The sequence below is a fragment of the Thioalkalivibrio sp. ALJT genome (assembly GCF_000381825.1).
In the GTDB taxonomy this organism is placed as follows: domain Bacteria; phylum Pseudomonadota; class Gammaproteobacteria; order Ectothiorhodospirales; family Ectothiorhodospiraceae; genus Thioalkalivibrio.
On sequence record NZ_KB907130.1, the window covers coordinates 53117 to 77461 of the forward strand.

The following is a 24345-nucleotide window of genomic DNA, read 5'->3' on the forward strand; positions in this document are numbered from 1 at the left end:
GCTTTTGGGTAAGAACAGGGTGCGGTGACCACCGGGCAGTCATGCTGCACATGGGAGCGGTAACGCCGTTCCTGCGCCACCACAGGCGGCCGAGCCCTTTCGGGGGTGGCACTCCAGGTTCCGCGATCCGTTATTTCCTGGGACAGGCGGTATGGGTCAAAGCGCGGCCAGCAGGGCCTCGCGCAGTGTTTTCTGCTCTGCGCGGGTTAGTGGCTGTCGGCCTGGCCGACTGAGCAGAAAGCTGTCCTCGACCTGTTCCCCGGCGGTGGCGATGCGGGCGGTGCTGACGTCGATATCCAGGTCCGCCAGGATGTGACCGATGGTGGAAAGCAGGCCGGGCCGGTCCAGTGCACGCAGCCGCATGCGGGTCGCCTGGCCGCTGGGGGCGGGCTCGAATTCGATGCGGGTGTCGATATCGAAATGCTTCAGCCGGCGCGGTAACTGTCGTGTGACTGGCGTACTGGGACGGTGGGGCTGGCGCAGTTCCTGATCCAGGGTGGTGCGGATCTCTTCGCAGCGGTAGCCGGCATCGACCGTTTGCCCGCCGCCGCCTTCGAGCACCAGGAAGGTATCCAGGGTGCGACCGCCCGCGGTGGTGATGATGCGGGCATCCACGATATCGAGGCCCAGTTGGGTCAGGGTGCTGGTGATGCGGGCGAAGATCTGTGGGTGGTCGTCGGCGTAGACGAAGATCTCGGTGCTCCCGCGCGAGGTCTTGGGTCGCACCAGGATCAGCGGAAGTTCGGAGGCGGCGGGTGAGAGCAGGGCCTGGCCGTGCCAGGCGATCTCGTCGGCGGAATGGCGCAGGAAATATTCGTCGTCCAGTTCGTCCCACAACGCGCGTGCGCGTGCGGTGTCGAACCCCTGACGCTGAAGCTGCTCCAGGGCCTCGGCACGGGTCTGACTGATCTGTTCTTCCAGGTCGGGCGCGGTGTCCAGACCGCGTTCCAGCACTGTGCGGGCTGCGTGGTACAGGGTCTGCAGCAGGGAATCCTTCCAGCTGTTCCAGAGCTCCGGGTTGGTCCCGCGGATGTCGGCGATGGTGAGGAGATACAGGAGGTCCAGACGCTCGCGCGTGCGTACCTCGCGCGCGAAATCGCGCACCACCTCGGGGTCGGAGAGGTCCTTGCGCTGCGCCGTCAGCGACATCAGCAGGTGCGAGCGCACCAGCCATGCGACCGTGGTGGCATCTGCATCCGACAACCCGTGTTGCTGGCAGAAGTGCAGGGCGTCGTGGGCGCCGAGCTCGGAATGGTCGCCGCCGCGACCCTTGGCAATGTCGTGAAACAGGGCTGCGAGGACCAGGCGGTCCGGTCGTTCCAGGTCGGCATGGATGCGGCTGGCCAGCGGCTGCTCGTGGGCAAATTCCGGCAATGCCAGGCGCCGCGCATTGCGCACCACGTTCAGCGTGTGTTCGTCGACGGTGTAGGCGTGAAACAGGTCGTACTGCATGCGGCCGATAATTCGGCCGAAGGCGGGCAGGTAGTTGCCCAGTACGCCGTAGCGATTCATGCGCCGGAGCTGGCTGGTGATTCCGCGGGGTGCGCGCAGGATGTCCATGAACAGGCCGCGGCACACCGGGTTGCGCCGGAAGTGGCCGTCGATCAGGTGGCGGTGGGCGCGGATCAGGCGGATGGTGGAGGCGCGTATGCCCTGGATCTCGGGGTGTTCCTGGAGCAGCCGGAAGACCTCCAGCAGTGCCGGGGGATAGATCATGAAGACCTGGTCGTGGGCGGCCTCCAGGTAGCCGCCACGGGTCTGAAAGCGCTGGTGAATGCGTACCGGCTCCTGCAGTGACTGCGGGTCGTCGAGGATGGCCTCGTTGAAGTGCTGCAGGAGCAGCTCGTTCAGGCGTTCCAGGTCGTTGATGGTGCGGAAGTAGCGCTGCATGAACTGTTCGACGGCGCGGTTGTGGTTCTGGTCCACGAAGCCGAAGGTGTTGGCCAGCTGGCGTTGCAGGTCGAACAGCAGCCGATCCTCGCGGCGGTCGGTCAGCATGTGCAGCGCGAAGCGCACGCGCCAGAGGAAGTTCTGCCCCTCCATCATCTCGCGGAACTCGCCCTCGCGCAGGAAGCCGAGGGAGACCAGTTCCTCGATCCGCTCGGCTGCATAGTGGCGCTTGGTGACCCAGCCGATCATCTGAATGTCGCGCAGGCCGCCGGGGCCTTCCTTCACGTTCGGCTCGAGGCGGTAGGCGGTCTCGCCGAAGCGCCGGTGGCGGGCCTGCTGCTCCGCCAGCTTGGCGGCGTAGAAGCTGCGGGAATCCCAGATCCGGTCCGGTTCGATGGCGTTGCGAAAGTCGTTGAACAGGCCCAGATGGCCCGCGAGGTATCGGGCTTCGATAAGGTTGGTGGCGACCGTGATGTCGTCGCGTGCCTCGCGGCTACAGTCCTCGATGCTGCGAACGCTGTGTCCGACCTCGATGCCGATATCCCAGAGGAAGGTGACAAATTCGCTGATGCGCTCAAAGTAGGCGCGATCGCTGACACCTTCCATGATGATCTGGATATCGATATCGGAGGCGGGGTGAAGCTCGCCGCGCCCGTAGCCACCAACCGCGACCAGGCAGAGATGGTCGTCGTCCGCGAGGCCCTTCTGAGCCCAGATCAGTTTGAGCAGTTCGTCGATGCGCCGCGCGTGGCCATGGATCAGGTCGGCGATGGGCATGCCGTCGCGGAAGCCCTGGTATTGCTGTTCCAGGATGGCCTTGCGGCGGTCTCGGAAAAGGGCAATGTTACCCGGGTTGCGACTGAGGCGCTGGTAGTCGTCGCCCCAGTCCGGGGTGAAGGCCGGGGTTTCCAGTTCGCCGGAGGTGCTGCCTGCGGGATTCATGGGATCTCCTTTAATAGGCAGACGGGTGGACGAACCGGGCAGCGATCAGGCTGCGATCTCCTGGGGCGGGGTCTCGTCCTTGCGCAGGGTCAGGATCTCGTAGCCGTCGGCGGTGACCAGGATGGTGTGTTCCCACTGGGCGGAGGGGCTGTGGTCCTTGGTCACGGCGGTCCAGCCATCCGCGAGGATGCGGGTATGCCGGCGACCGGCGTTGATCATCGGTTCGATGGTGAAACACATGCCTTCTTCCAGCGCCATGCCGGTGCCGGGCTTGCCGTAGTGCAGGACCTGCGGGTCTTCGTGAAAGCCACGGCCGATCCCGTGGCCGCAGAACTCGCGCACCACGGAGCAGCGCCGGGCTTCGGCGTACTGCTGGATGGCGTGGCCAATGTCCCCCAGCGTGGCGCCCGGGCGCACCTGCTGAATGCCCAGGTACATGCTGGTGCGGGCGACGTCGATGACTCGCTGGGCCTGAATGCCGGCCTTGCCGATCACGAACATGCGGCTGGTGTCGCCGTGAAAGCCGTTCTTGATCACGGTGATGTCGATATTGAGGATATCGCCGTTCTTGAGCTTGCGGTCACCCGGGATACCGTGACAGACCTGATGGTTGACCGAGGTGCAGATCGACTTCGGAAAGCCACGGTAATTGAGCGGTGCGGGGATGGCGCCCTGGGTGTTCACGATGTAGTCGTGGCAGATCCGGTCCAGTTCCCCGGTCGTTATGCCGGCCTGGACATGGGGCTCGATCATCTCGAGCACTTCGGCGGCCAGGCGTCCGGCGACGCGCATGTGGTCGATCTCTTCGGGGGTCTTGATGGAAACGGACATGAGGGCTCCCGCCGCGGCGCCCTGAGGGCCTCGGCGTTTGGTTCGAATCAGGGTCCTATGCTATAAAGCGCGCGCCTCGCTGGCAATTCGGCGGGGCCGGAAGCGGCCTTCAAGCGGGGCAGTTTCCGAAAACCTAAACCACACATGCATCGACACGGTCTGTCGGGTGCCCGTCTGCGAAGGTTTTTCGCTGCGGGTTTCAGGTCGGGATGCGTGGAGGCTCAACCCGTTACAGGAGAAATTTCATGTCCCTCGTGACTATGCGACAGATGCTGGAGGCCGGTGTGCACTTCGGCCACCAGACGCGCTACTGGCATCCCAAGATGGCCCCGTACATCTTTGGCGAGCGCAACAAGATTCATATCATCAACCTCGAGAAGTCCCTGCCGATGTTCAACGATGCGTTGAACTTTCTGGGCAAGGTGGCTGCCGACGGCGGCCAGATCCTGTTCGTCGGGACCAAGCGTTCGGCCCGCGATGTGGTGGCCGAAGAGGCGCAGCGCTGCGGCATGCCGCACGTGAGCCACCGCTGGTTGGGCGGCATGCTGACCAACTTCAACACGGTCAAGCAGTCGATCAAACGCCTGAAGGACCTCGAGACGATGGATGCTGACGGCAGCTTCCAGGTGCTCAACAAGCGCGAGGCCCTGAGCCGTCGCCGCGAAAAGGAAAAGCTGGATCGCAGCCTGGGTGGTATCAAGGACATGAACCGCATGCCCGACGCGATGTTTGTGATCGACGTTGGTTACGAGAAGATCGCCGTGGCGGAGGCGAAGAAGCGCGGCATCCCGGTGGTTGCGGTGGTGGATTCGAACCATTCGCCGGAAGGCGTGGATTACGTGATCCCCGGCAACGACGATGCGATGCGCGCGATCCAGCTCTATGTGGCTGCGATCTCCGACACCATCAATGAGGCCAAGGGTGCGGTGACGACCGGTGGCATGGGCGAGGATTCGTTCGCCGAGCCGGCCGCCGCCAGCGGCGCAGCCGAGACGGCAGCGCCCGCCAACCCCGCTTGATAACCGGGGCCGGCTGCCCGTTGGGGCGGCCGGCCCGAGCACGAATTTCAGGAGCAAGCAACGATGCAGATTACTGCTGCACAAGTTAAAGAACTGCGCGAGCGTACTGGCGCCGGCATGATGGAGTGCAAGAAGGCGTTGACCGAGACCGGCGGCGACCTGGAGGCGGCCATCGAGGCGATGCGCAAGTCCGGCATGGCGAAGGCCGACAAAAAGGCCGATCGCGTTGCGGCCGAGGGCCGGGTCGAGATCGCGAGCGACGGCTCGCGTGCGGTGATCGTCGAGATCAACTGCGAAACCGACTTTGTCGGCAATGATGACAACTTCCGGGCGTTCGCAACGAATTGCGCGCAGGCAGCGCTGTCCTCCGCGGCCGAGTCGGTCGAGGATCTGATGGCCGAGACGGTCGATGGTCAGACCCTGGAAGAACAGCGTACCCAGCTGGTCGCGAAGGTTGGTGAGAATGTCCAGGTGCGTCGTTTCCAGCGCATGAGCGTTGAGGGCGCCTTCGGTGCCTATCAGCATGGCGCGCGCATTGGCGTACTCGTGGGCCTGAATGGCGGCGACGAGGCTCTGGCCAAGGACGTGGCCATGCACATTGCGGCCAGCCAGCCGGTCTGCGTGGATGAAAGCGAGGTCCCGAGCGAGATGCTCGACAAGGAACGCGCGATTTTCAAGGCACAGGCCGAAGAATCCGGTAAGCCGGAGAACATCATCGAGAAGATGATCGAAGGCCGCATTCGCAAGTACCTCGCCGAGATCACCCTGGTCGGCCAGCCCTTCGTGAAGGACCCGGATCAGACGGTCGGCAAGCTGCTGGAGTCCAGCGGTGCATCCGTGGCCGGTTTCATCCGCTATGAAGTGGGCGAAGGGATCGAGAAGAAGACCGAGAACTTCGCGGAAGAGGTCATGGCGCAGGCACGCGGCGCCTGACCCGAAGCACGACCCCGGGGCGGCCGCTGGATGCGGCCGTTTCCGGATGTACGGGCCAGAATTGACTGGCAAGCGAGAATAACCGAGCCCGAGATCAAGGAACCCCATGAATCAGGACAGCCAGCCCGCATTTCGGCGCATCCTTTTGAAGTTGAGCGGGGAGGCCCTGATGGGCCAGGAATCCTACGGGGTCGACCCGGGCGTTCTGGCGCAGGTTGCCGAAGAGGTCTCGGAGCTCTCCCGCATGGGGGTTGAGGTCGGCATCGTGATCGGTGGCGGCAACATCTTCCGTGGTGCAGGGCTGGCGCAGGGCGGCATGGACCGCGTCACCGGCGACCATATGGGTATGCTGGCGACGGTCATCAATGCCCTGGCACTGCAGGACGCGATCGAACGGGCCGGCCGTTTCTCTCGGGTCATGTCCGCGATCCGCATCAATCAGGTCTGCGAGGACTACATCCGTCGCCGGGCGGTACGCCATCTGGAAAAGGGGCGTATCGTGGTCTTTGCAGCCGGGACCGGCAACCCGTTTTTCACCACCGATTCGGCGGCCAGTCTGCGCGCGATCGAGATCAATGCCGATATCATGATCAAGGCCACCAAGGTCGATGGCGTGTACGACGCGGATCCGATGAAAAGCGAGGCTGCCCGTCGCTATGAGCGGTTGACGTTCGACGAAGCCCTGACCCGGCGTCTCGGCGTAATGGACACCACCGCCCTGGTGATGTGCCGTGATAACGGTCTGCCGATCCGGGTAATGAACATGTTTTCCAGGGGTGACCTGAGGCGGCTCGTGATGGGCGAGCCGGTCGGAACCCTGGTTGAGGGATCCAGTAATGAGTGACGCCACCATCAAGGATGCGCGCGAGCGCATGGACAAGAGCCTGGAAGCGCTGCGCAACGAGCTTGCGAAGATCCGGACCGGACGCGCCCACCCGGCGCTGCTCGAACATGTGCATGTCGAGTACTACGGTTCGGACGTGCCGATCAATCAGGTCGCGAACATCAACGCGGAGGATGCGCGCACCCTGACCGTCGTGCCCTACGAGAAAGATATGGTGGGCAAGGTCGAGAAGGCGATCATGACCTCCGATCTGGGCCTGAATCCGGCCAGTATGGGCACGGTCATTCGGGTTCCGCTCCCGGCGTTGACCGAGGAGCGCCGGCGTGACCTGGTCAAGGTGGTAAAGGCCGAAGCCGAGAATGCCCGTGTCGCGGTCCGGAACATCCGTCGTGACGCGAACACGGCATTCAAGCAGCTCGTCAAGGACAAGGAGATCTCCGAGGACGACGAGCGCAAGGCGCAGGATCAGGTCCAGAAGCTGACCGACGATCACGTTGCCCGGATCGACGCCATGCTGGCGGAAAAGGAAGCCGAGCTGATGGAAGTCTGACCGGCTCCCCCTATGCCGGTTATCCGCATAACCCCGCAGACGCTCCCCGCGCACGTGGCCATCATCATGGATGGCAACGGTCGTTGGGCCGAGGCCCGTGGTCAGCAGCGCGCAGCGGGTCATCGTGCGGGGCTGGAGGCCACGCGTCTGGCGGTACGCTTCTTTGCCGAGCAGGGCGTGGATGCCCTGACCCTGTTTGCCTTCAGCAGCGAGAACTGGGGGCGTCCGCAGGAAGAGGTGGAAGCACTCTTCGAACTCTTTGTCTCCGCGATCGAGGCGGAACTGCCGGAGCTGGTGGAAGGCGGCATCGTCCTGCGTTTTATCGGCGATCGCGCGAGTTTCCCGTCGGATCTTCAATCCCGCATGCGCGAGGCCGAGCAGGCCTCGGCCGCCAATGATGGCATGTGCCTGGTGGTGGCCCTGGGTTATGGCGGGCGCTGGGATGTGATGCAGGCCGCGCGGCGCTGGGTGGCGGACGGAGCGGCCGAGAGTGAAGATCCGGAAGGTACCTTCGAGGACTACCTGAGTACCGCCGGGCTGCCGGACGTCGATCTCCTGATCCGTACGGGAGGGGAACACCGGATCAGCAATTTCCTTCTGTGGCAGGCGGCATACGCCGAGCTGCTGTTCATCGATACCTTCTGGCCGGATGTGACGGCGGAGGAACTGAAACAGGGTTTGGCCTGGTATGCCAGCCGCCAACGCCGGTTCGGGCGGGTCATGCCGCGTGAGGGAGGCGGCCATGCTTAGGCAGCGCATCCTGACCGCCCTGGCGCTGGGCCTGCCGGCGCTGGCACTGGTGGCATGGGGGCCAAACCTCCTGGTCCTGGGCCTGGTCGTGTTGATCCTGGCGCTGGCGAGCTGGGAATGGGCGGGTCTGGCCGGCGCGCCGAGCGTGCCAGCAAGACTTCTGATCGGGGCGGCGGTCGTAATCCCGATCGCCATTCTGGGAGGGGTGCCGGTGGCGGGGCTCCATTACCTGTTACTGGCGCTGGCTTTGCTCTGGTGGCTGGTCGTGTTGCTGATTCTGCCGTTCTATCGCGAAGACGAGGCGCGTGCTCGCGGGCGTTTCAATGCGCTGTTCGCGGTCGCCGGGATCGTGACCCTGGTGCCCGCGGGCATGGCGCTGGTGTGGCTGCATGCCCTGGCACCATGGCTGGTGGTGTATCTGGTGGTACTGGTCGGTCTGGCAGATACCGGAGCCTACTTTGCCGGGAGGTCCTTCGGGCGCAATCCGCTGGCGCCGCATATCAGTCCGGGCAAGACCCGGGAGGGTCTGTTCGGCGGGCTGGTCACGGTGCTGGCGTTTGCGATTGTGGTGGCGGCTGTCTGGGGCCTGGATCCGATGGATTCGCTGGTGTTTGTGCTGCTTTCGGTGCTGATCGGCCTGGTATCGGTGGTCGGGGATCTGTTCGAAAGCATTCTGAAACGTGAGGCCGGTGCGAAGGACAGCGGTTCCTTGCTGCCGGGTCACGGGGGTATTCTGGATCGGTTTGACAGCATGGTCGCGGCGGCGCCGGTATTTCTTGCCGGATTGCTCTGGCTGGCGCTGGTTCCGTTTCCGGTGACAGGCCCCTAGGAACCGTGTTGCTCGCGCGCCTGCCGAGTCGGATTCCGACAGGTGACTCCGGTTTTTGCCGAGCACGGGTGCAGGCACAGGCTGCGAGACTCCCGCTGCGGTGGGTAAGGACGGGCGTGCGAAGAAAAATCGGTGTTCCCCGGGGGAACGGGTAGGGTATTGATGAAGACGACGCAGCTGACCATCCTGGGCTCTACCGGCAGTATCGGGCTGAGCACGCTCGATGTGGTCGCGCGTCAACCGCAGCGTTTCGGGGTGTATGCGTTGACCGCGCACCGCAACGTGGAACGTATGCGGGAGCAATGTCTGACGCATATGCCCGAGGTGGCGGTGATGGCGGACCGCGAGGCGGCCGATGCGCTGCGGGCGGCGCTCGCAGCGACCGGTTCGCATACCGAGGTTCGCTGGGGGCCGGAGGCGCTGGCCGAGGTCGCGCGGGCGCCGCAGGTGGACGCGGTGATGGCCGCGATCGTCGGGGCGGCCGGGTTGCTGCCGACGCTTGCGGCGGCGCAAGCCGGCAAGCGGGTATTGCTGGCCAACAAGGAGGCGCTGGTGATGTCCGGCGCGCTGCTGATGGATGCCGTACAGCGCTCGGGCGCCTCCCTGTTGCCGATTGACTCCGAGCACAACGCCATTTTCCAGTGTCTGCCCACGGGTTACGTTTGCGGGGAGCCGGTGTCACCGCAAGGGGCCCGCCGGATCTGGCTGACGGCGTCGGGCGGTCCGTTTCGCGATCGGCCGCTGGATCGTTTTGCCGGGATCACGCCGGAGGAGGCCTGTGCCCACCCGAACTGGGATATGGGGCGGAAGATCTCGGTTGATTCGGCAACCATGATGAACAAGGGGCTGGAGGTGATCGAGGCCTGCTGGCTGTTCGCGGTCCAGCCCTCGGCGATCCAGGTCGTGCTGCATCCACAGAGCATCGTGCATTCGATGGTAGCCTACGATGATGGCTCGGTCCTCGCGCAGCTGGGCAACCCGGATATGCGGACACCGATTGCCCATGCCCTGGCGTGGCCGGAGCGCATGGCTTCGGGCGTGCAGCCGCTTGATCTGCTGACCATGGGTACGCTGGAATTTTCGGAGCCGGAGGCGGCCCGGTTCCCGGCGCTGAGGCTTGCGTACCGGGCGCTGGAGCGGGGTGGGACCGCCACCGCGGTGCTGAACGCCGCGAATGAGGTCGCGGTCGAGGCGTTTCTGGACGAACGCCTGGCCTTCAGTGAGATCCCGACGGTGATCGCGGCGACTCTGGACACGGTGGAGCCCGAGGCGGCCGATTCGCTGGAGCGCGTTCTGGCCGCTGACCGCAGGGCGCGAGAGGTGGCCGGCGGCCTTGTTACCAACCCCGAGCAGGCGGCGTCATGACCTTCCTGACCAGCGTTCTGGCCTTCATTGTGGCCATCGGGGTGCTGGTCACCGTACATGAGTACGGGCATTACCTCGCCGCGCGTTTGATGGGGGTGAAGGTTCTGCGCTTTTCGGTCGGTTTTGGCCGTCCGTTGTTCAGGCGCGATTTCGGGCACGACCGGACGGAATTCGTGATTGCCGCGCTGCCACTGGGTGGCTACGTCAAGATGCTGGATGAGCGCGAAGGGGATGTCGCGCCCGCGGAGCGTGAACGCGCGTTCAACCAGAAGAGTCTGCGTGCACGTGCCTTCGTGGTCTCGGCAGGACCGGCGGCGAACTTCCTGCTGGCGATCGTGGTGTATGCCGTGATGTTCATGGTCGGGGTGGGCGGGGTCAAGCCGGTGCTCGGCGAGATCGTGGCAGACACACCCGCGGCGGAGGCCGGTCTGGAGCGTGGTCAGCAGATCCTGCGTGTGGGCGAGCGGGCGGTGGTCGACTGGGAACAGGCCAATCTGCGGTTGCTGGATCACGCGGTCCGCGGCGAGCGCGTGACGCTGCTTCTGCGCGACGCCGATGGCAGTGAGGTCGAACGGGTTGTGGACCTGCGGGATCGGCAGGCCCTGCTCGGCGAAGGGCAGTTCCTGGAAAAGCTGGGGCTGCGCCCATACCGGCCAGCGCTGGAGCCACGGATCGGAGCGGTCGAGTCCGGCAGTCCGGCGGCCGCCGCCGGGCTGGTGCCGGGGGACCGTGTGCGAGGGGTGAACGGGGACGCAGTGGATGACTGGAACCACTGGGTGGAGGTCGTGCGAGCGCGTCCGGAGGAAGAGCTGCGGGTGCGGGTGGAGCGTGATGGCCACCATGTGGAGCTGCGTATGATCCCCGAACCGGTGCAGGATGGTGACACCACGATCGGGCGTATTGGCGCGGGGGTGGATACGGATCAGGCGGCCGCCCGCGAACTCGCGGTGCTGGTGCGGCAGGGCCCGATCTCTGCAGTGTGGTCGGGGGTGGAGCGCACCTGGGATGTGTCGATTCTGACCCTTGGTATTCTCTGGCGCATGATCACCGCGGATGCCTCGGTCAAAAATATCAGTGGACCGGTTACCATAGCCGAGTTTGCCGGGGTATCGGCGGTGATCGGGATCTCGGCCTTCCTGGGTTTTCTCGGGTTGGTGAGCGTATCGCTCGGGATTATCAACCTGTTGCCGATTCCGATGCTGGACGGCGGGCATTTGCTCTATTACGCCGCGGAGGCAGTGAAGGGCAGCCCGGTGTCGGAACGCACGCAGATAATCGGACAACAGGTGGGTCTGGTGGCGATTGCCGGACTGATGACCCTGGCCCTGTACAATGATTTGACACGATTGTTCGGCTAGATCGGGTGCTGGAGTTCAAACGAAGCTCCGGTAGCGCGACCACCGAGCGGCACTTTTTGGCGGAGAGCATGGCGCGAAATAGCTTGAGAGGAGTGGCCCTGGTGGGCCTTCTGGGTCTGGCGGGAACGGCCTGGGGTCAGGCCTACCAGATCGAGGACATCGAAATCGAGGGCCTGGAGCGAATTACGGCGGGCACGGCACTGAGCTATCTGCCGGTACAGGTGGGCGATACCTTCGATGACAGCCGCAGTCCGGAGGTGATCCGGGAGCTGTTCCGGACCGGTTTCTTCGATGACGTCGAAATCGCCCGCCGTGGGGATATTCTGGTGGTCATCGTGTCCGAGCGTCCGGCAATCAACGAGATCAATTTCTCGGGAAACCGCGATATCCCGGACGAAGGTCTGCGCGAGGCGCTGAACTCTGCTGGATTGCGTTCGGGCCGGGTATTCAATAGGACCATGCTGGACCGCATCGAGAGCGAACTGCGTCAGCAATATTTTGCGCGTGGACGCTATAACGTGCAGATCGATGTGGAGATCGTCGAACTGCCCCGCAACCGGGTGGATGTGGAGATCGATATCGCCGAGGGTCCCGTTGCGAAGATCCGGCAGGTGAACGTGGTCGGTAACGAGGCCTTTACCGATCGCGAGCTGACCCGGCGTTTCGAATCCGGCGTCCCGCGCTGGTGGGCATTCTTCAGCCGGCGCGACGATTACTCCCGTGAGAAGCTCTCGGGCGATCTCGAGCAGCTGCGTTCGCACTACCTGGATTCCGGATTCCTGGAATTCGATGTGGACTCGACACAGGTGACGCTGACGCCGGATCGCCGCGATTTGTTCATTACCATCAACGTCGATGAAGGCGAACGCTACCGCACCACCGGGGTGGATCTGGCGGGTGAGTTCGTGGTTCCTCGGGAAGAACTCGAAGGGCTGATCGAGGTGGATGTCGATGCGCCCTTCTCGCGCAGTCAGATCACGCGATCCGCCGAGCTCATCAGCGAACGTCTGACCCGCGAGGGGTTCGCATTCGCCAACGTCAATCCCGTGCCGGAAGTCGACGAGGAAACTCGCGAGGTTCAGATCACCTTCTTCATCGATCCGGGTCCTCGCGTCTACGTGCGCAATATTCGCATCACCGGTAATCGCAATACCGAGGAGCAGGTCTATCGTCGCGAGCTGCGCCAGATGGAAAGCTCCTGGTATAACGGGACGTTGATAGAACGCTCGCGTGTCCGCATCCAGCGGTTGCCGTTCGTGCAGCGCGTGAACGTGGAAACCGAGCGGGTACCCGGTACCGATGACGAGGTGGATGTCAACATTTCGGTGACCGAGCAGCAGTCCGGTGCCTTGTCGGTGGGAGCCGGTTTCTCGCAGAACCAGGGTTTGCTGCTGACGGCCAGTCTCAGCCAGGACAATTTCCTCGGGACCGGTAACCGCTTTTCCACCGAGATCAGTAACAGCCGGGTGAATCAGATTTTCCGGCTGAGTGTGACCAATCCGCACTTCACCCCGGCCGGGGCCAGTCGCGGGTTCTCCATTTTTTACCGCAAGGTCGATGCCGAAGAGGCGAACATCTCGCGGTTTTCGTCCGATCGCTATGGGTTCGACGTGACCTATGGCATTCCGCTGTCCGAATTCGACCGCATTCAGGTTCGGCCGGGATACGAGAACATCGAGATCCAGACCATTGACGCCACGGCTGGCCGCGTGGGTACCCCGGACGAGATCAACGACGAGCTGGACGCTTTCGGCCGCTCCGCAAATCTCTACAAGCTGGCGACGAACTACGTCCACGACACCCGAGACAGCACCACCTTCGCCTCGGAAGGGCGGCGCCATCGGTTGGGGATGGAACTGACGGTCCCGGGGAGCGATCGCGAGTTCTACAAGCTGACCTACTCAGGCCAGGAGCTCTTCCCGCTGTCCGATCGCACCACGTTCAGCATATCGGCCGGACTGGCCTATGGCGACGGGTACGGAGGCGACGAGTTACCGTTCTACGAACGTCTGTTTGCTGGCGGTATCCGTTCGGTTCGGGGCTACGAGGACAACCGTCTGGGCGATCTGCGTCCGCTGCGCAATGGTAATCCCGCCACGCGTGACTCCAACGACGATCCCTTTGGCGGGCGTTTCCGGACGACCGTTTCGGCCGAGCTGTTCTTCCCCTTGCCGTTTGCGGCCGATAACCGGGCGGTGCGCATGAGTAGCTTTATAGATGCGGGTAACGTGTTCGATGAGATCTCCGACTTTGATGCTGGCGAATTGCGCGCCTCGGCCGGTGTCGCCCTCACCTGGTTCTCGCCGGTGGGGCCGCTGAGCTTCAGCGTGGCGGAACCATTCAACAACGACCCGGACGATGATATTCAACGCTTCCAGTTCTTGCTGGGGGCCAGTTTCTGAGCATGGTAGATCACAACGCTGCGCGCGCATTGGGAGGGGACATGAGATCCGGGATCGCCTGGTTGGCCGTGGTGGCCATGGTTGTGACGGGCTGGCTGGCGGCGCCGGCCGTGGCCGGGGCACAAAACGTCGCGTTTGTGACCATGAACCGGATTCTCGAGGATTCTCCACAGGCCGAGGAGGCCATGCGCGAGCTGGAACGCGAATTCTCGCCCCGTGACTCGGAATTGGTGGCGGAACGCGAGGAGCTCCAGCGCCTGCGTGACCGCCTCGAGCGGGACGGTGATTTGATGAATCCTTCCGAGCGCGCGAATCTGGAACGCGAGTTTTCGCAACGCTCGCGTGAGTTCCGGCGTGCGCAGGAGAGCTTCAGCGAGGATCTGAACGTGCGCCGCAACGAGGAGCTGGCCAAGTTGCAGCGACGCATTAACAACGCCATTGTCGATCTTGCCCGCGAGCGCGATATCGACTTGATTCTGACCGAACGTAACGTGCTGTACGCCAGCGACCGTATCGACATCACGGACGATATCCTTGCCGCAATGCAGCGGGACTGATCACGCCTGGTCGGCGAGCCACCTGGCGCAGCAACTCGGCGGGCGCCTGCAGGGTGAGGGCACATGTCGCGTTACCGGCCTGGCCCCGTTGGCCAGTGCGACCTCGACCGATCTGACATTCGTACTGGATCCGCAGCGTCACGGCGAGGCCCTCGAACAAAGCGCCGCAGGTATCGTGCTGGTCCCGGAAGGGGCCGTTGTGGAGGTGAAGCCCGGACGCGCCCTGATCTTCCTCGAGAATGTGTATCGAGGTTACGCCGGTGCAAGCCGGTTGTTGGGCGCGAGCCGCCGCGCTCGCAGCGCGGGCGTCCACCCCACCGCGGTGGTGCATGACTCGGCGCGCGTTGAGCCCGATGCCCATGTCGGTCCGGGCGTGGTGATCGGCCCTGGTGGTCGCGTCGGTGCAGGTGCCGTCGTGGAGGCGCATTGTGTACTGGGGGCCGGGGTCGAGGTTGGCGGGCAGAGTTTTTTGCACCCGCGGGTCACCCTCCTGGACGGGGTGCGGGTCGGTGAACGCTGCATCCTGCACAGCGGCTGCGTGATCGGCGCCGATGGTTTTGGTTTTGCGCCGGGGGGGGCGCAGGGCTGGGACAAGATCGAGCAGCTGGCAGCGGTGGTCATTGGATCGGACGTGGAGATCGGTGCGAACACGACCATTGACCGCGGTGCCCTGGCCGACACCCGTGTCGGCAACGGTGTGAAGATCGACAACCTGGTTCATGTTGCCCATAACGTCGAGATTGGCGACCATACGGCCATAGCGGGGTGTGTCGGAATTGCCGGCAGTGCACGGATCGGGGCGCACTGCGCGATCGGTGGCGGGGCCGGTATTCTCGGGCATTTGGCTATCGCGGATCATGTGACGATCCACGCGATGACCCTGGTGACGCGTTCGATCGAGCAGGCAGGGCAATATGCCTCGGGCGTGCCGCATCAGGAGGCGCGTCTGTGGAATCGGATGCTGGCGCGTCTGCGAAGGATGGCTCGATAGGGGCACGGGCCAGGCGTGCCCCGAACGGCCGGCCGCTCGTGGCCGGACTCAACGTCGTACTCGAGGCCCGCTCTGCGGTCCGGATACGGCGCAAACTGCTTAGAGAAAGGACATCTGCGTGGATGACTTCAACGTCCAGGAGATCATGCGGTACCTCCCGCACCGGTACCCGTTTCTGATGGTGGACCGAGTGCTGGACTGGGAGGCAGGCAGCTACCTGACCGGCATCAAGAACGTCAGCATCAACGAGCCCTATTTTCAGGGGCATTTTCCGATCAAGCCGGTGATGCCCGGGGTGCTGATCCTGGAGGCGCTGGCCCAGGCCACTGGCCTGCTTGCGTTCAAGACCGAGGAGGCACGCAATGAAAACCAGGACAAACAGCAGTTGTATCTGTTTGTCGGGATTGACGAGGCCCGTTTTCGCCGTCAGGTGACCCCCGGGGACCAGCTGCATCTGCGGGTGGACCTGAAACGGACCGTGCGCGGCATCTGGCGTTTTGATGCGGTGGCCAAGGTGGGCGACGAGGTGTGTGCCAGCGCCCAGTTGATGTGCTCCGGGCAGGAAATCCCGGCGTGATTGATCCGCGCGCGGAGGTCCATCCCAGTGCCGAGCTGGACAGCTCGGTCGAGGTGGGCCCGTTCTCGGTCATCGGTGCCAACGTCAAGATCGGAGCGGGCACGCGGGTCGGGCCGCACGTGGTGATCAGTGGCCCGACCGAGATCGGTCGCGAGAATCGGATCTTCCAGTTCTCCTCCATTGGCGAGGAGCCCCAGGACACCAGTTACCGCGGCGAGCCCACTCGGCTGGTCATTGGCGACCGCAACGTGATCCGCGAGTCCGTCACCCTGCACCGAGGGACCGAAAAGGGCCTGGGCGAGACCGTGATCGGCCACGACAACCTGATCATGGCCTATGTGCACATCGCTCATGACTGCACCATCGGCAGCAAGATTATCTTCTCGAATGCCACCTCGCTCGCAGGGCATGTCGAGATTCAGGACCACGCCACCCTGGGTGGTTTTACCCTGGTGCATCAGTTCTGTCGGGTGGGGACATTCGCCTTTACCAGCATGGGTGCAGCATTGAATCGCGATCTGCCTCCCTATTGCCTGGCAAGCGGCAATTACGCCCGTCTGATCGGGATCAACAAGGTGGGCCTGAAACGTAACGGTTTCTCGAACGAGGCCATCCAGGCCTTGCATCGGGTGTTCATCCAGGGGATGCGTGGCCGGGCCGGGCGCGAACGGCATCTCGACACCATGTTCGAAGAGACCGCAGTGCCCGAGGTGCGCAAGCTGATCGGGTTTGTGCGCGGCAGTCGGCGCGGCATCCTGCGCGGCGGCCGGGTGCACTGAGGGGGACTGCTCCGGGGGCTCAGTCCCGGTTTGAGGGTGCTGCGGTTGCGCCGTCTTGTAATTGGCCGTGCTGCAGCAGTTCCTGCGCCATTTGCGCTACGCGGCGGTCGGCGCCTCCGCTACCCAGCCGTTCCCGTACACGTTCCAGCCGCTCGCGCATGCGTTCGAGCTCCTGTGGCTGATCCAGCAGGTTGCCGGCCGCACAGGCCAGACGGTCCGGCCGCGCGTCCTTTTGCAGATACTCCGGGACCACCCGCGACCCGGCCACGATATTGACCAGGGCGATGTCCTTGAGCCTGACCAGCCGCGAGAATACTGCGTGGCTTAGCGCACCCATGCGATAGAACACCAGCATCGGTGCCCGCAGCAGCCCGGCCTCGAGGGTGGCCGTGCCGGAGGCGATCAGCAGCAGGTCGGCACCGGCCATCAGGGAATGGGTGGCCGCATCCCCGCCCACGAAGTGCAGGCGCAGATCCTTTGTGGCGGCCAGTGCGGTGAGACGTTCCCGAGTCACACCGGGCGCCAGGGAGACGACGAACTGGACGTCGGGGTGGGTCTGGCGCAGGCGCAGAACGGTTTCCACCAGCAGCGGCCAGTGCCGCTTGAGTTCTCCGCTGCGGCTCCCCGGCAGGAGGCCGATGAGGCGGGTATCGCCGGGGAGTCCCAGGCGTTCATGGATGGTAACCCTCGGGGGCTGCACGCGGTCGACCAGGGGGTTGCCGACGTAGCGTACCGGGACCCCGGCCTGATGGTAGATTTCGGTTTCGAAGGGGAACAGGACCGCCATCGCATCGACACAGCGCTGAATCCGCCGGATGCGTCCGGGGCGCCAGGCCCATAGCTGGGGACTCACATAGAACAGGACGCGGATGCCCAGACGGCGGGCATGCGCCGCCAGGCGCAGGTTGAACTCGACGTAGTCCACCAGGATCAGCAGATCCGGGCGGGTCGCATCCAGGTGGGCACACATGTGCCGGAACAGTCGGCGCAGGCGCGGATAGTTCACCAGGACGTCGACCAGGCCGACCACGGCCAGTTCTTCGACGTCGATCAGGGTTTCCACGCCGGCCGCCCGCACATGCGTGCCGCCCATGCCGCTGTAGCGCAGGCCGGGTTCGAGGTGGGTCAGTTCATGCACCAGGCCGGCCGCGAGCGCATCGCCGGAGCTTTCTCCGGCACAGATGACGATGTGCCGGGTCATCGCCACCAGTGGCGAGTCGCCGATCGGGAGGGCAGCGGCGGGTTCACGCGAGGGCGTCGCGGATGGTGCTGCAGATCCTGTCGATGCTGGCGTCCTCGAGTTCCGGGAAGATTGGCAACGACAGGCAGCGGGCCGCGACCGACTCGGTGACCGGCAGCGAGGCCGGACGCTTGTCGAGGTCGGCAAATGCCTTCTGCTGGTGCAGCGGGACCGGATAGTAGATCGCGTTGGCGATTTCGGCCGCCTGCAGCGCCTGCATGATCGAATCGCGGTGGTCGCTGAGCAGGGTGTACTGGTGATAGACGTGCACCCCGATGCCGTCTTCGAACGGCACTTCGACGGGCAGGCCGGTGAGGCCGTCGCGATAGCGGGCGGCGACGCGGCGGCGCTCGGCATTGTAGGTGTCGATGTGCGGCAGTTTTACGCGCAGGATGGCCGCCTGCATCTCGTCGAGGCGGCTGTTGTAGCCGATCTCGTCGTGATAGTAACGCTCGCTGGAGCCATGGTTGCGCAGCCGACGCAGGGCCTCGGCGGAGGCCGCGCAGCTGGTGGTTACCAGGCCGCCGTCCCCGAACGCACCGAGGTTCTTGCTGGGGAAGAACGAGAAGCAGCCGAAGGCATTGCCGGCGCCGGTCTGCACGCCATCTACGGTCGCGCCGAAGGACTGGGCGCAGTCCTCCACGATCATCAGCTTGTGTGCCTTGGCGATCGCCTCGAGGCGGGGCATGTCGGCCGGCTGCCCGAACAGGTGCACGGGGAGGATCGCGCGGGTGCGTTCGGTGATCGCCGCTTCGACCTGATCCGGGTCGATGTTGAAGGTGCGCGGTTCGATGTCGACAAATACCGGGTCCGCGCCCACATAGCGGATGGCCTCGGCGGTGGCGATGAAGGTGAACGGGGTGGTGATGACCTCGTCGCCGGGTCCAATGCCGGCTGCGGCCAGCGCCAGGTGCAGGGCGTCCGTGCCGGAGGCGCAGGTGACCGCGTGGTCGACGCCCAGATACGTGGCCAGTTCCTGTTCCAGGGATTGCACGTTGGGGCCAAGGATGAAACGGGCCCCCTGGAGCACGTCCTGTAAGGCGGCATCGATTTCGGGGCGCAGGGTCTGGTACTGGCGCTGCAGGTCGACCATCGGGATCACGGCTTGACTCCTGTCGGGGTAGCGTCGAGGGGGCTGTGTGGACCGTCGGCCCGGCTCATGATGTTGAGGTTTGCGTAGACCAGGTCGGTGATGCGGCTGGCCGTTTCCAGGGCACGTTGACCATCGCGGCCACTGACGACGACCGGGCCCTGGCCGCGCACGGCGGCCACGAAGGCCTGGATCTCGGCCAGCAGGGCATCGGCCGCGTCGAACACGCTCTCGTCGCGGTGGATTGCCGGGGCCCCGGTCGCGGGGTCCGGCTCGCCGATGTGGTTCAGCGACAGGATGCGGTTCTGGAAGTCCACCGACGCATAGGCATGCGACTGGAAGATGCGCATGCGGCGTTCGGTCTTGGTGCTGACCCGGCTGGAGGTCACGTTGGCGACGCAGCCGTCGGCAAACTCGAGGCGCGCATTGGCGATGTCGATGTCCTCGGTCAGGACCCGTGCGCCGGAGGCGCGGATGTCCGCGAGCGGGGCGTCCACCAGTGACAGGATGATGTCGATGTCGTGGATCATCAGATCCAGGACCACCGAGACGTCCGTGGCGCGGGGGGTGTACGGTGCCAGCCGGTGGGATTCGATGAAGCGCGGATGCAGCGGACTCTCGGTCAGGCGTCGCAAGGCGGCATTGAAGCGTTCGAGGTGCCCGACCTGCAGCACTACCCCCTGATCCTCGGCGATCCGGTTCAGGGCCTCGGCCTGCTCCAGGGTTGCGGTAATCGGCTTTTCCACCAGCACATGGCATCCCGCCTCGAGGAAGTCGCGGGCGATATCGAAGTGCAGGGTGGTTGGCGCCGCGATGGATACGGCATCGACCTTGCCAAGCAGGGCGCGGTGATCGGTCTCGGCGGCACAGCCGTGTTCCGCCGCAATGCGGCCGGCGGTGTTGGCATCGGCATCGACCACGGCCACCAGTTCGGTGTCCGGCAGAGCGGCGTATTTGGCAGCATGCCATTTGCCGAGATGGCCGACGCCGACGGCGGCACAGCGTAACGGGGTTTGGGACATGGGCAAGCTCGGGTCCGGGGGCGGTGTGCTAGGATTTTCGGCGCTATTGTAACGGATCGCGGGCGCGGCGCATGGTCGCGGGCGATGAACTGTCTGCAGTTTACCGTTGTGGGGTATTCATGTCCGGAATCGAGGCGGGCCAGCGGTGTGTGGCCGGCGTGGATGAAGTGGGGCGCGGGCCGCTGGCCGGTCCGGTGGTGGCTGCGGCCGTGGTCTTGCCGGAGGGCTATGCGGGCGCGGGCCTGGCAGATTCCAAAAAGCTTGGCGTGCGCAAGCGCGAGGCCCTGGATCGGCAGATCCGGGCGGATGCCCTGGCGTGGTCGCTGGGACGGGCCGAGGCCGCCGAGATCGATCAGTTGAATATCCATCGTGCAACCCTGCTCGCGATGCAGCGCGCGGTGGCGGGATTGGCGATCGCGCCTGCCCATCTGCTGGTGGACGGTCGTTTTGCCCCGGAAGGCCCGTGGAGCGCGGAGGCGATCGTCGGGGGGGATGGTTCGGTGCCTGCGATCAGCGCGGCCTCCATCATTGCGAAGGTGGCGCGGGATGCCTGGCTGAAAGAGCTGCACGCGGTCTACCCGGAGTACGGTTTTGACCGCCATGCGGGTTACCCCACACCTGCGCATCGCGAGGTGCTGGCACGCCTGGGACCCTGTCCCCAGCATCGACGCAGCTTCGCGCCCGTGGCCCGAGCCCTGGGCGCTGCGGATGCGGTGACCGGGCGATGAGCCATACCACATCGGAATTCGTGCACCTGCGGGTGCACTCGGAATATTCGCTGGTGGATGGCCTGGTGCGCCTGAAGCCGCTGGTCAAGTCCGTGGCAGAGGCCGGCATGGCGGCGGTCGCCGTGACCGATCACTGCAACCTGTTCGGGCTGGTCAAGTTCTATCGTGCGGCGATTGCACAGGGAGTCCAGCCCATTGTCGGGGCCGATGTACTGGTTCGCGATGCCCGTGCCGATGGCAGCCTGGCGCGGATGACGCTGCTGGCGCAGAACGATCCCGGCTACCGCAATCTGACCCGCCTGATCTCGCGTGCCTGGCAGGAAGGCCAGGAGAAGGGGATCCCGCGCGTGGACTGTGCCTGGCTGGATGCCGCCGCCGACGGCCTGATTGCGCTGTCCGGGGGGATCGATGGGCTGTTCGTCAGCGGGCGGGGTGTGGCCCGTGCCCTGCAGGCGGCGGATCTGGAGCCATGGATGCGGCGGTTCCCCGGGCGCTTTTACCTGGAGCTGGTGCGCAGTGACCGTCCGGGCGAGGAGGCCTGGATCGAGCAGGCCCTGGCGGCTGCCGAGGCCTTCGAGTTGCCGGTGGTGGCCACGAACGATGTGCGTTTTCTGCGTCCGGAGGATTTCGAGGCGCACGAGGCGCGTGTGTGTATCCATGACGGGGTCACGCTGGATGACCCGCGGCGCCCGCGGCGCTATTCCGAGGCGCAGTACCTGCGTTCGCCCGAGGAGATGGCGGAACGCTTTGCGGATATCCCCGAGGCCCTGGCCAACAGCGTGGCCATCGCGCGTCGCTGCAGCGTCCGTCTGACGCTGGGGCAGTCGGTTCTTCCCGATTTCCCGGTTCCCGAGGGTTCGACGGTAGAGGATCACCTGCGGGTGACCTCCGCTCAGGGACTGGAGGCGCGACTGGAACGTTTTTGTTTCGCTCCGGTGGAGGATTACCAGGCGCGGCTACAGCGCGAGCTGGACGTGATCTGCCAGATGGGATTCCCGGGATACTTCCTGATCGTGGCCGACTTCATTCAGTGGGCCAAGGACAACGCGATCCCGGTGGGGCCGGGCCGTGGTTCCGGTGCAGGGTCGCTGGTGGCCTATGCGCTGGGAATTACTGATCTGGATCCATTGCGTTACGAGCTTCTTTTCGAGCGATTTCTGAATCCCGAGCGCGTCTCCATGCCGGACTTCGATGTCGATTTCTGCATGGAGAAACGCGACGACGTAATCGACTATGTCGCCGAGCGCTACGGCCGCGACAAGGTCTCGCAGATCATTACCCACGGCACCATGGCGGCCAAGGCGGTGGTGCGCGATGTTGGCCGGGTCCTGGGGCACGGCTATGGCTTCGTGGACCGGATCGCCAAGCTGATCCCGTTCGAGCTGGGCATGACCCTGGAGAAGGCCCTGACCGAGAGCGAGGAGCTCAAATCGCTTTACGACGATGACGAGGAGGTCCGGGCAATCATCGATCTGGCCCGCAAGCTGGAGGGCCTGACGCGCAATGCCGGCAAGCATGCGGGTGGGGTGGTGATTGCGCCCTCGGCACTGACGGACTTTTCGCCGCTTTACTGCGAAGATGACGGCGGCTCGCTGGTGACCCACTTCGACAAGGACGACGTCGAAGCGGTGGGGCTTGTGAAGTTCGATTTCCTCGGGCTGCGCACCCTGACCATCATTGACTGGGCGGTGCAGAACGTTCGCAAGATGGACGCCTCCTCCCTGGTCGATCTCGATGCGATCCCGCTGGATGATCCGGCGACCTTCCAGTTGCTGAAAGATGCCCGGACGACGGCGGTATTCCAGCTCGAATCGGGGGGCATGAAGGAGCTGATCAAGCGCCTGCAGCCCGACAGCTTCGAAGAGATCATCGCCCTTGTGGCGCTGTATCGTCCGGGTCCGCTGCAATCCGGCATGGTGGATGACTTCATCGACCGCAAGCATGGGCGGGCGGAGGTGGAGTACCCGCATCCGGACCTGGAACCGATCCTGCAGCCGACCTACGGCGTGATCCTGTATCAGGAGCAGGTTATGCAGATTGCTCAGGTGCTGGGCAACTACACCCTCGGTGGAGCGGATCTGCTGCGCCGCGCGATGGGCAAGAAAAAACCCGAGGAGATGGCCAAACAGCGGGCGATCTTCCTCAAGGGTGCGCTCGGGCGCGGGGTAGACGAGGGGGTCGCGACCTACATCTTCGACCTGATGGAGAAGTTCGCAGGTTACGGCTTCAACAAATCGCACTCTGCGGCCTATGCGCTCGTGGCCTACCAGACCGCCTGGCTGAAGGCACATTATCCCGCGCCTTTCATGGCCGCGGTGCTCTCGGCCGATATGGACAACACCGACAAGGTAGTGGGGTTGATCGAGGAAAGCCGCAACATGGGGCTCGCGGTGCGGCCCCCGGACGTTAATCAGTCGGATTACCGCTTTACCTGTCAGGACGCCCAGACGGTGGTGTACGGCCTCGGTGCGATCAAGGGGGTAGGCGAATCGGCCATCGACACCTTGCTGCGGGCCCGCGCGGATGGCGGGGCCTTTCACGGGCTGGTCGATCTGTGCCAGCGGGTAGAGCTTGGCAAGCTGAACAAGCGGGTGCTGGAGACCCTGGTGCGCGCTGGCGCCCTGGATGCGATCGGCGTCAATCGCGCGACCCTGCTGAAGGATATCCCGATGGCCGTGGCGGCGGCGGAACAGACCGAGCGCAACGCCAGCCTGGGGGTGGTCGATCTGTTTGGGGACCCGGCGGCAGCGGTGATCCCGGAAAGCGAGGCACTGCCGGAGCTGGAAGATGACGAGCGCCTGCGTGGTGAAAAGGACACGCTGGGTCTTTATCTGACCGGCCACCCGGTGGAACGCTACCGCGCGGAACTCCAGCGCCTGACGGGCACCACGCTGCAGGCGCTGGAGGCAAGACTGGAAGAGCGTCCGGATGAGCGTGAGGGCCAGAAGTGGCGGGGCAAGCAGGAGACGGTGCGCATCGCCGGCCTGATTGTCGGAGTGCGGGTGCGCAGTACTCAGAGCGGACGCATGGGGTTTGTCACGCTGGATGATCGCAGTGGGCGAGCCGAGGTGGTGCTGTTTAACGATGACCTGACCCGTTACAAGGACCTGCTGGAGCCGGATTCCCTGCTGGTCGCGGAGGGGACGGTGACCCTCGACGACTATGCGGGCGGCATTCGGATGCGGGCTCGTGCGGTACACAGTCTGGATGAGGCACGGGCGCAGTGGGCGCGCGCACTGCATCTGTGCCTGGAAGGTGTGGTTCCGGAGCAGGTGAGTCACCTGCGCGGCCTGATGGAGGCCCATCGTGAGGGGGGCTGCAGGCTCCACATGTGTTATCGCCGCGAGGATCTGGAGGCCGACATCAGCTTGCCCGAGGACTGGACCATCCGCCCTGACGAGGAGCTTTTGCGGGCCATACAGCAGTCCCTTGGCCCGGACTGCGAGGCGCGGGTGCTGTACGGCCATTAGCCCGTGAGTACTGCACACACGCGTGTTGGCACCTCAGGTTTTCCGGGGCCGGGTGCATTGTGGTTCTGCGGGCCCGTTCTTGATCGAAAGCGGGCGCAATGACGGCGCGGGACCGGCCCTGGCAGAATGGGCGTCCGGTTGTCCCTCGCGTTCAATCCGCGTCTCTTTAAGCGGTGTT

The 24345-nt window shown here is 64.6% G+C and carries 20 protein-coding genes; 15 read left to right on the plus strand and 5 right to left on the minus strand.

All coding sequences use genetic code 11. The features are described 5' to 3' along the window. Positions 1-156: 156 nt before the first annotated feature. Both glnD and map read right to left on the minus strand, forming a co-directional pair. Positions 157-2832, minus strand: coding sequence for a [protein-PII] uridylyltransferase (gene glnD / locus G332_RS0110835; RefSeq protein WP_019627014.1), 2676 nt, complete (start codon positions 2830-2832; stop codon positions 157-159). 45 nt (positions 2833-2877) lie between these two features. Then, positions 2878-3663, minus strand: a complete 786-nt coding sequence (map, locus tag G332_RS0110840) for a type I methionyl aminopeptidase (protein ID WP_019627015.1) — start codon at positions 3661-3663, stop codon at positions 2878-2880. Positions 3664-3908: 245 nt separating this feature from the next. On the opposite strand from map, the gene rpsB reads away from it, so the two are divergent. The 13 genes from rpsB (at position 3909) to lpxA (ending at position 16617) form a co-directional block, all read left to right on the plus strand. After that, complete coding sequence (gene rpsB, locus G332_RS0110845; protein ID WP_019627016.1) at positions 3909-4682, plus strand: 30S ribosomal protein S2; 774 nt, start codon at positions 3909-3911, stop codon at positions 4680-4682. Between the two features lie 63 nt (positions 4683-4745). Further along, positions 4746-5615: a translation elongation factor Ts gene (gene tsf, locus G332_RS0110850; protein WP_019627017.1), complete on the plus strand. Its 870-nt coding sequence runs from the start codon at positions 4746-4748 to the stop codon at positions 5613-5615. Between the two features lie 106 nt (positions 5616-5721). After that, complete coding sequence (pyrH, locus tag G332_RS0110855; protein ID WP_019627018.1) at positions 5722-6459, plus strand: UMP kinase; 738 nt, start codon at positions 5722-5724, stop codon at positions 6457-6459. Next, positions 6452-7009 (plus strand): ribosome recycling factor, encoded by a 558-nt coding sequence (gene frr / locus G332_RS0110860; protein ID WP_019627019.1) that lies wholly within the window; start codon positions 6452-6454, stop codon positions 7007-7009. The genes pyrH and frr overlap by 8 nt, the downstream gene beginning before the upstream one ends. A 12-nt stretch (positions 7010-7021) precedes the next feature. Beyond that, positions 7022-7759, plus strand: a complete 738-nt coding sequence (uppS, locus tag G332_RS0110865) for a polyprenyl diphosphate synthase (protein WP_019627020.1) — start codon at positions 7022-7024, stop codon at positions 7757-7759. After that, positions 7752-8588: a phosphatidate cytidylyltransferase gene (locus G332_RS0110870; protein WP_019627021.1), complete on the plus strand. Its 837-nt coding sequence runs from the start codon at positions 7752-7754 to the stop codon at positions 8586-8588. The genes uppS and G332_RS0110870 overlap by 8 nt, the downstream gene beginning before the upstream one ends. Positions 8589-8750: 162 nt before the next feature. Then, positions 8751-9953 carry a 1-deoxy-D-xylulose-5-phosphate reductoisomerase gene (gene ispC / locus G332_RS0110875; RefSeq protein WP_019627022.1) on the plus strand — a complete coding sequence of 401 codons (1203 nt, stop codon included), beginning with the start codon at positions 8751-8753 and terminating at the stop codon, positions 9951-9953. Next, positions 9950-11311, plus strand: a complete 1362-nt coding sequence (gene rseP / locus G332_RS0110880) for an RIP metalloprotease RseP (protein WP_019627023.1) — start codon at positions 9950-9952, stop codon at positions 11309-11311. The genes ispC and rseP overlap by 4 nt, the downstream gene beginning before the upstream one ends. Positions 11312-11379: 68 nt before the next feature. Next, on the plus strand, positions 11380-13713 hold the full coding sequence (gene bamA, locus G332_RS0110885) for an outer membrane protein assembly factor BamA (RefSeq protein WP_051080558.1): 2334 nt from the start codon (positions 11380-11382) through the stop codon (positions 13711-13713). A 41-nt stretch (positions 13714-13754) separates the two neighbouring features. Further along, positions 13755-14270 (plus strand): OmpH family outer membrane protein, encoded by a 516-nt coding sequence (locus G332_RS0110890; protein WP_026340799.1) that lies wholly within the window; start codon positions 13755-13757, stop codon positions 14268-14270. After that, a complete protein-coding gene (lpxD, locus tag G332_RS0110895) occupies positions 14248-15261 on the plus strand; it encodes a UDP-3-O-(3-hydroxymyristoyl)glucosamine N-acyltransferase (RefSeq protein WP_019627026.1) in 1014 nt (337 codons plus the stop codon). Before G332_RS0110890 ends, lpxD begins: the two co-directional genes overlap by 23 nt. Positions 15262-15379: 118 nt before the next feature. Beyond that, the gene (gene fabZ / locus G332_RS0110900) at positions 15380-15838 is read left to right on the plus strand and encodes a 3-hydroxyacyl-ACP dehydratase FabZ (RefSeq protein ID WP_019627027.1); all 459 of its coding nucleotides are present in this window, start codon (positions 15380-15382) and stop codon (positions 15836-15838) included. Beyond that, a complete protein-coding gene (lpxA, locus tag G332_RS0110905; RefSeq protein ID WP_019627028.1) occupies positions 15835-16617 on the plus strand; it encodes an acyl-ACP--UDP-N-acetylglucosamine O-acyltransferase in 783 nt (260 codons plus the stop codon). Before fabZ ends, lpxA begins: the two co-directional genes overlap by 4 nt. A 19-nt stretch (positions 16618-16636) precedes the next feature. Here lpxA and lpxB read toward each other — a convergent pair whose 3' ends face one another. Genes lpxB through G332_RS0110920 form a run of 3 tightly spaced genes read right to left on the minus strand, consistent with a single transcriptional unit; the run spans position 16637 to position 19969 of the window. Next, positions 16637-17818: a lipid-A-disaccharide synthase gene (gene lpxB / locus G332_RS0110910; RefSeq protein WP_019627029.1), complete on the minus strand. Its 1182-nt coding sequence runs from the start codon at positions 17816-17818 to the stop codon at positions 16637-16639. Between the two features lie 43 nt (positions 17819-17861). Continuing rightward, a complete protein-coding gene (locus G332_RS0110915) occupies positions 17862-18959 on the minus strand; it encodes a DegT/DnrJ/EryC1/StrS aminotransferase family protein (RefSeq protein WP_019627030.1) in 1098 nt (365 codons plus the stop codon). Then, a complete protein-coding gene (locus tag G332_RS0110920) occupies positions 18956-19969 on the minus strand; it encodes a Gfo/Idh/MocA family protein (RefSeq protein ID WP_019627031.1) in 1014 nt (337 codons plus the stop codon). Before G332_RS0110920 ends, G332_RS0110915 begins: the two co-directional genes overlap by 4 nt. 119 nt (positions 19970-20088) lie before the next feature. Between G332_RS0110920 and rnhB the strand changes: the two genes are divergently transcribed. Together rnhB and dnaE are read left to right on the plus strand one after the other, a co-directional pair. Beyond that, positions 20089-20697: a ribonuclease HII gene (gene rnhB / locus G332_RS0110925; protein ID WP_026340800.1), complete on the plus strand. Its 609-nt coding sequence runs from the start codon at positions 20089-20091 to the stop codon at positions 20695-20697. Continuing rightward, the gene (dnaE, locus tag G332_RS0110930; protein WP_019627033.1) at positions 20694-24167 is read left to right on the plus strand and encodes a DNA polymerase III subunit alpha; all 3474 of its coding nucleotides are present in this window, start codon (positions 20694-20696) and stop codon (positions 24165-24167) included. The genes rnhB and dnaE overlap by 4 nt, the downstream gene beginning before the upstream one ends. The last annotated feature ends 178 nt before the right edge of the window (positions 24168-24345 follow it).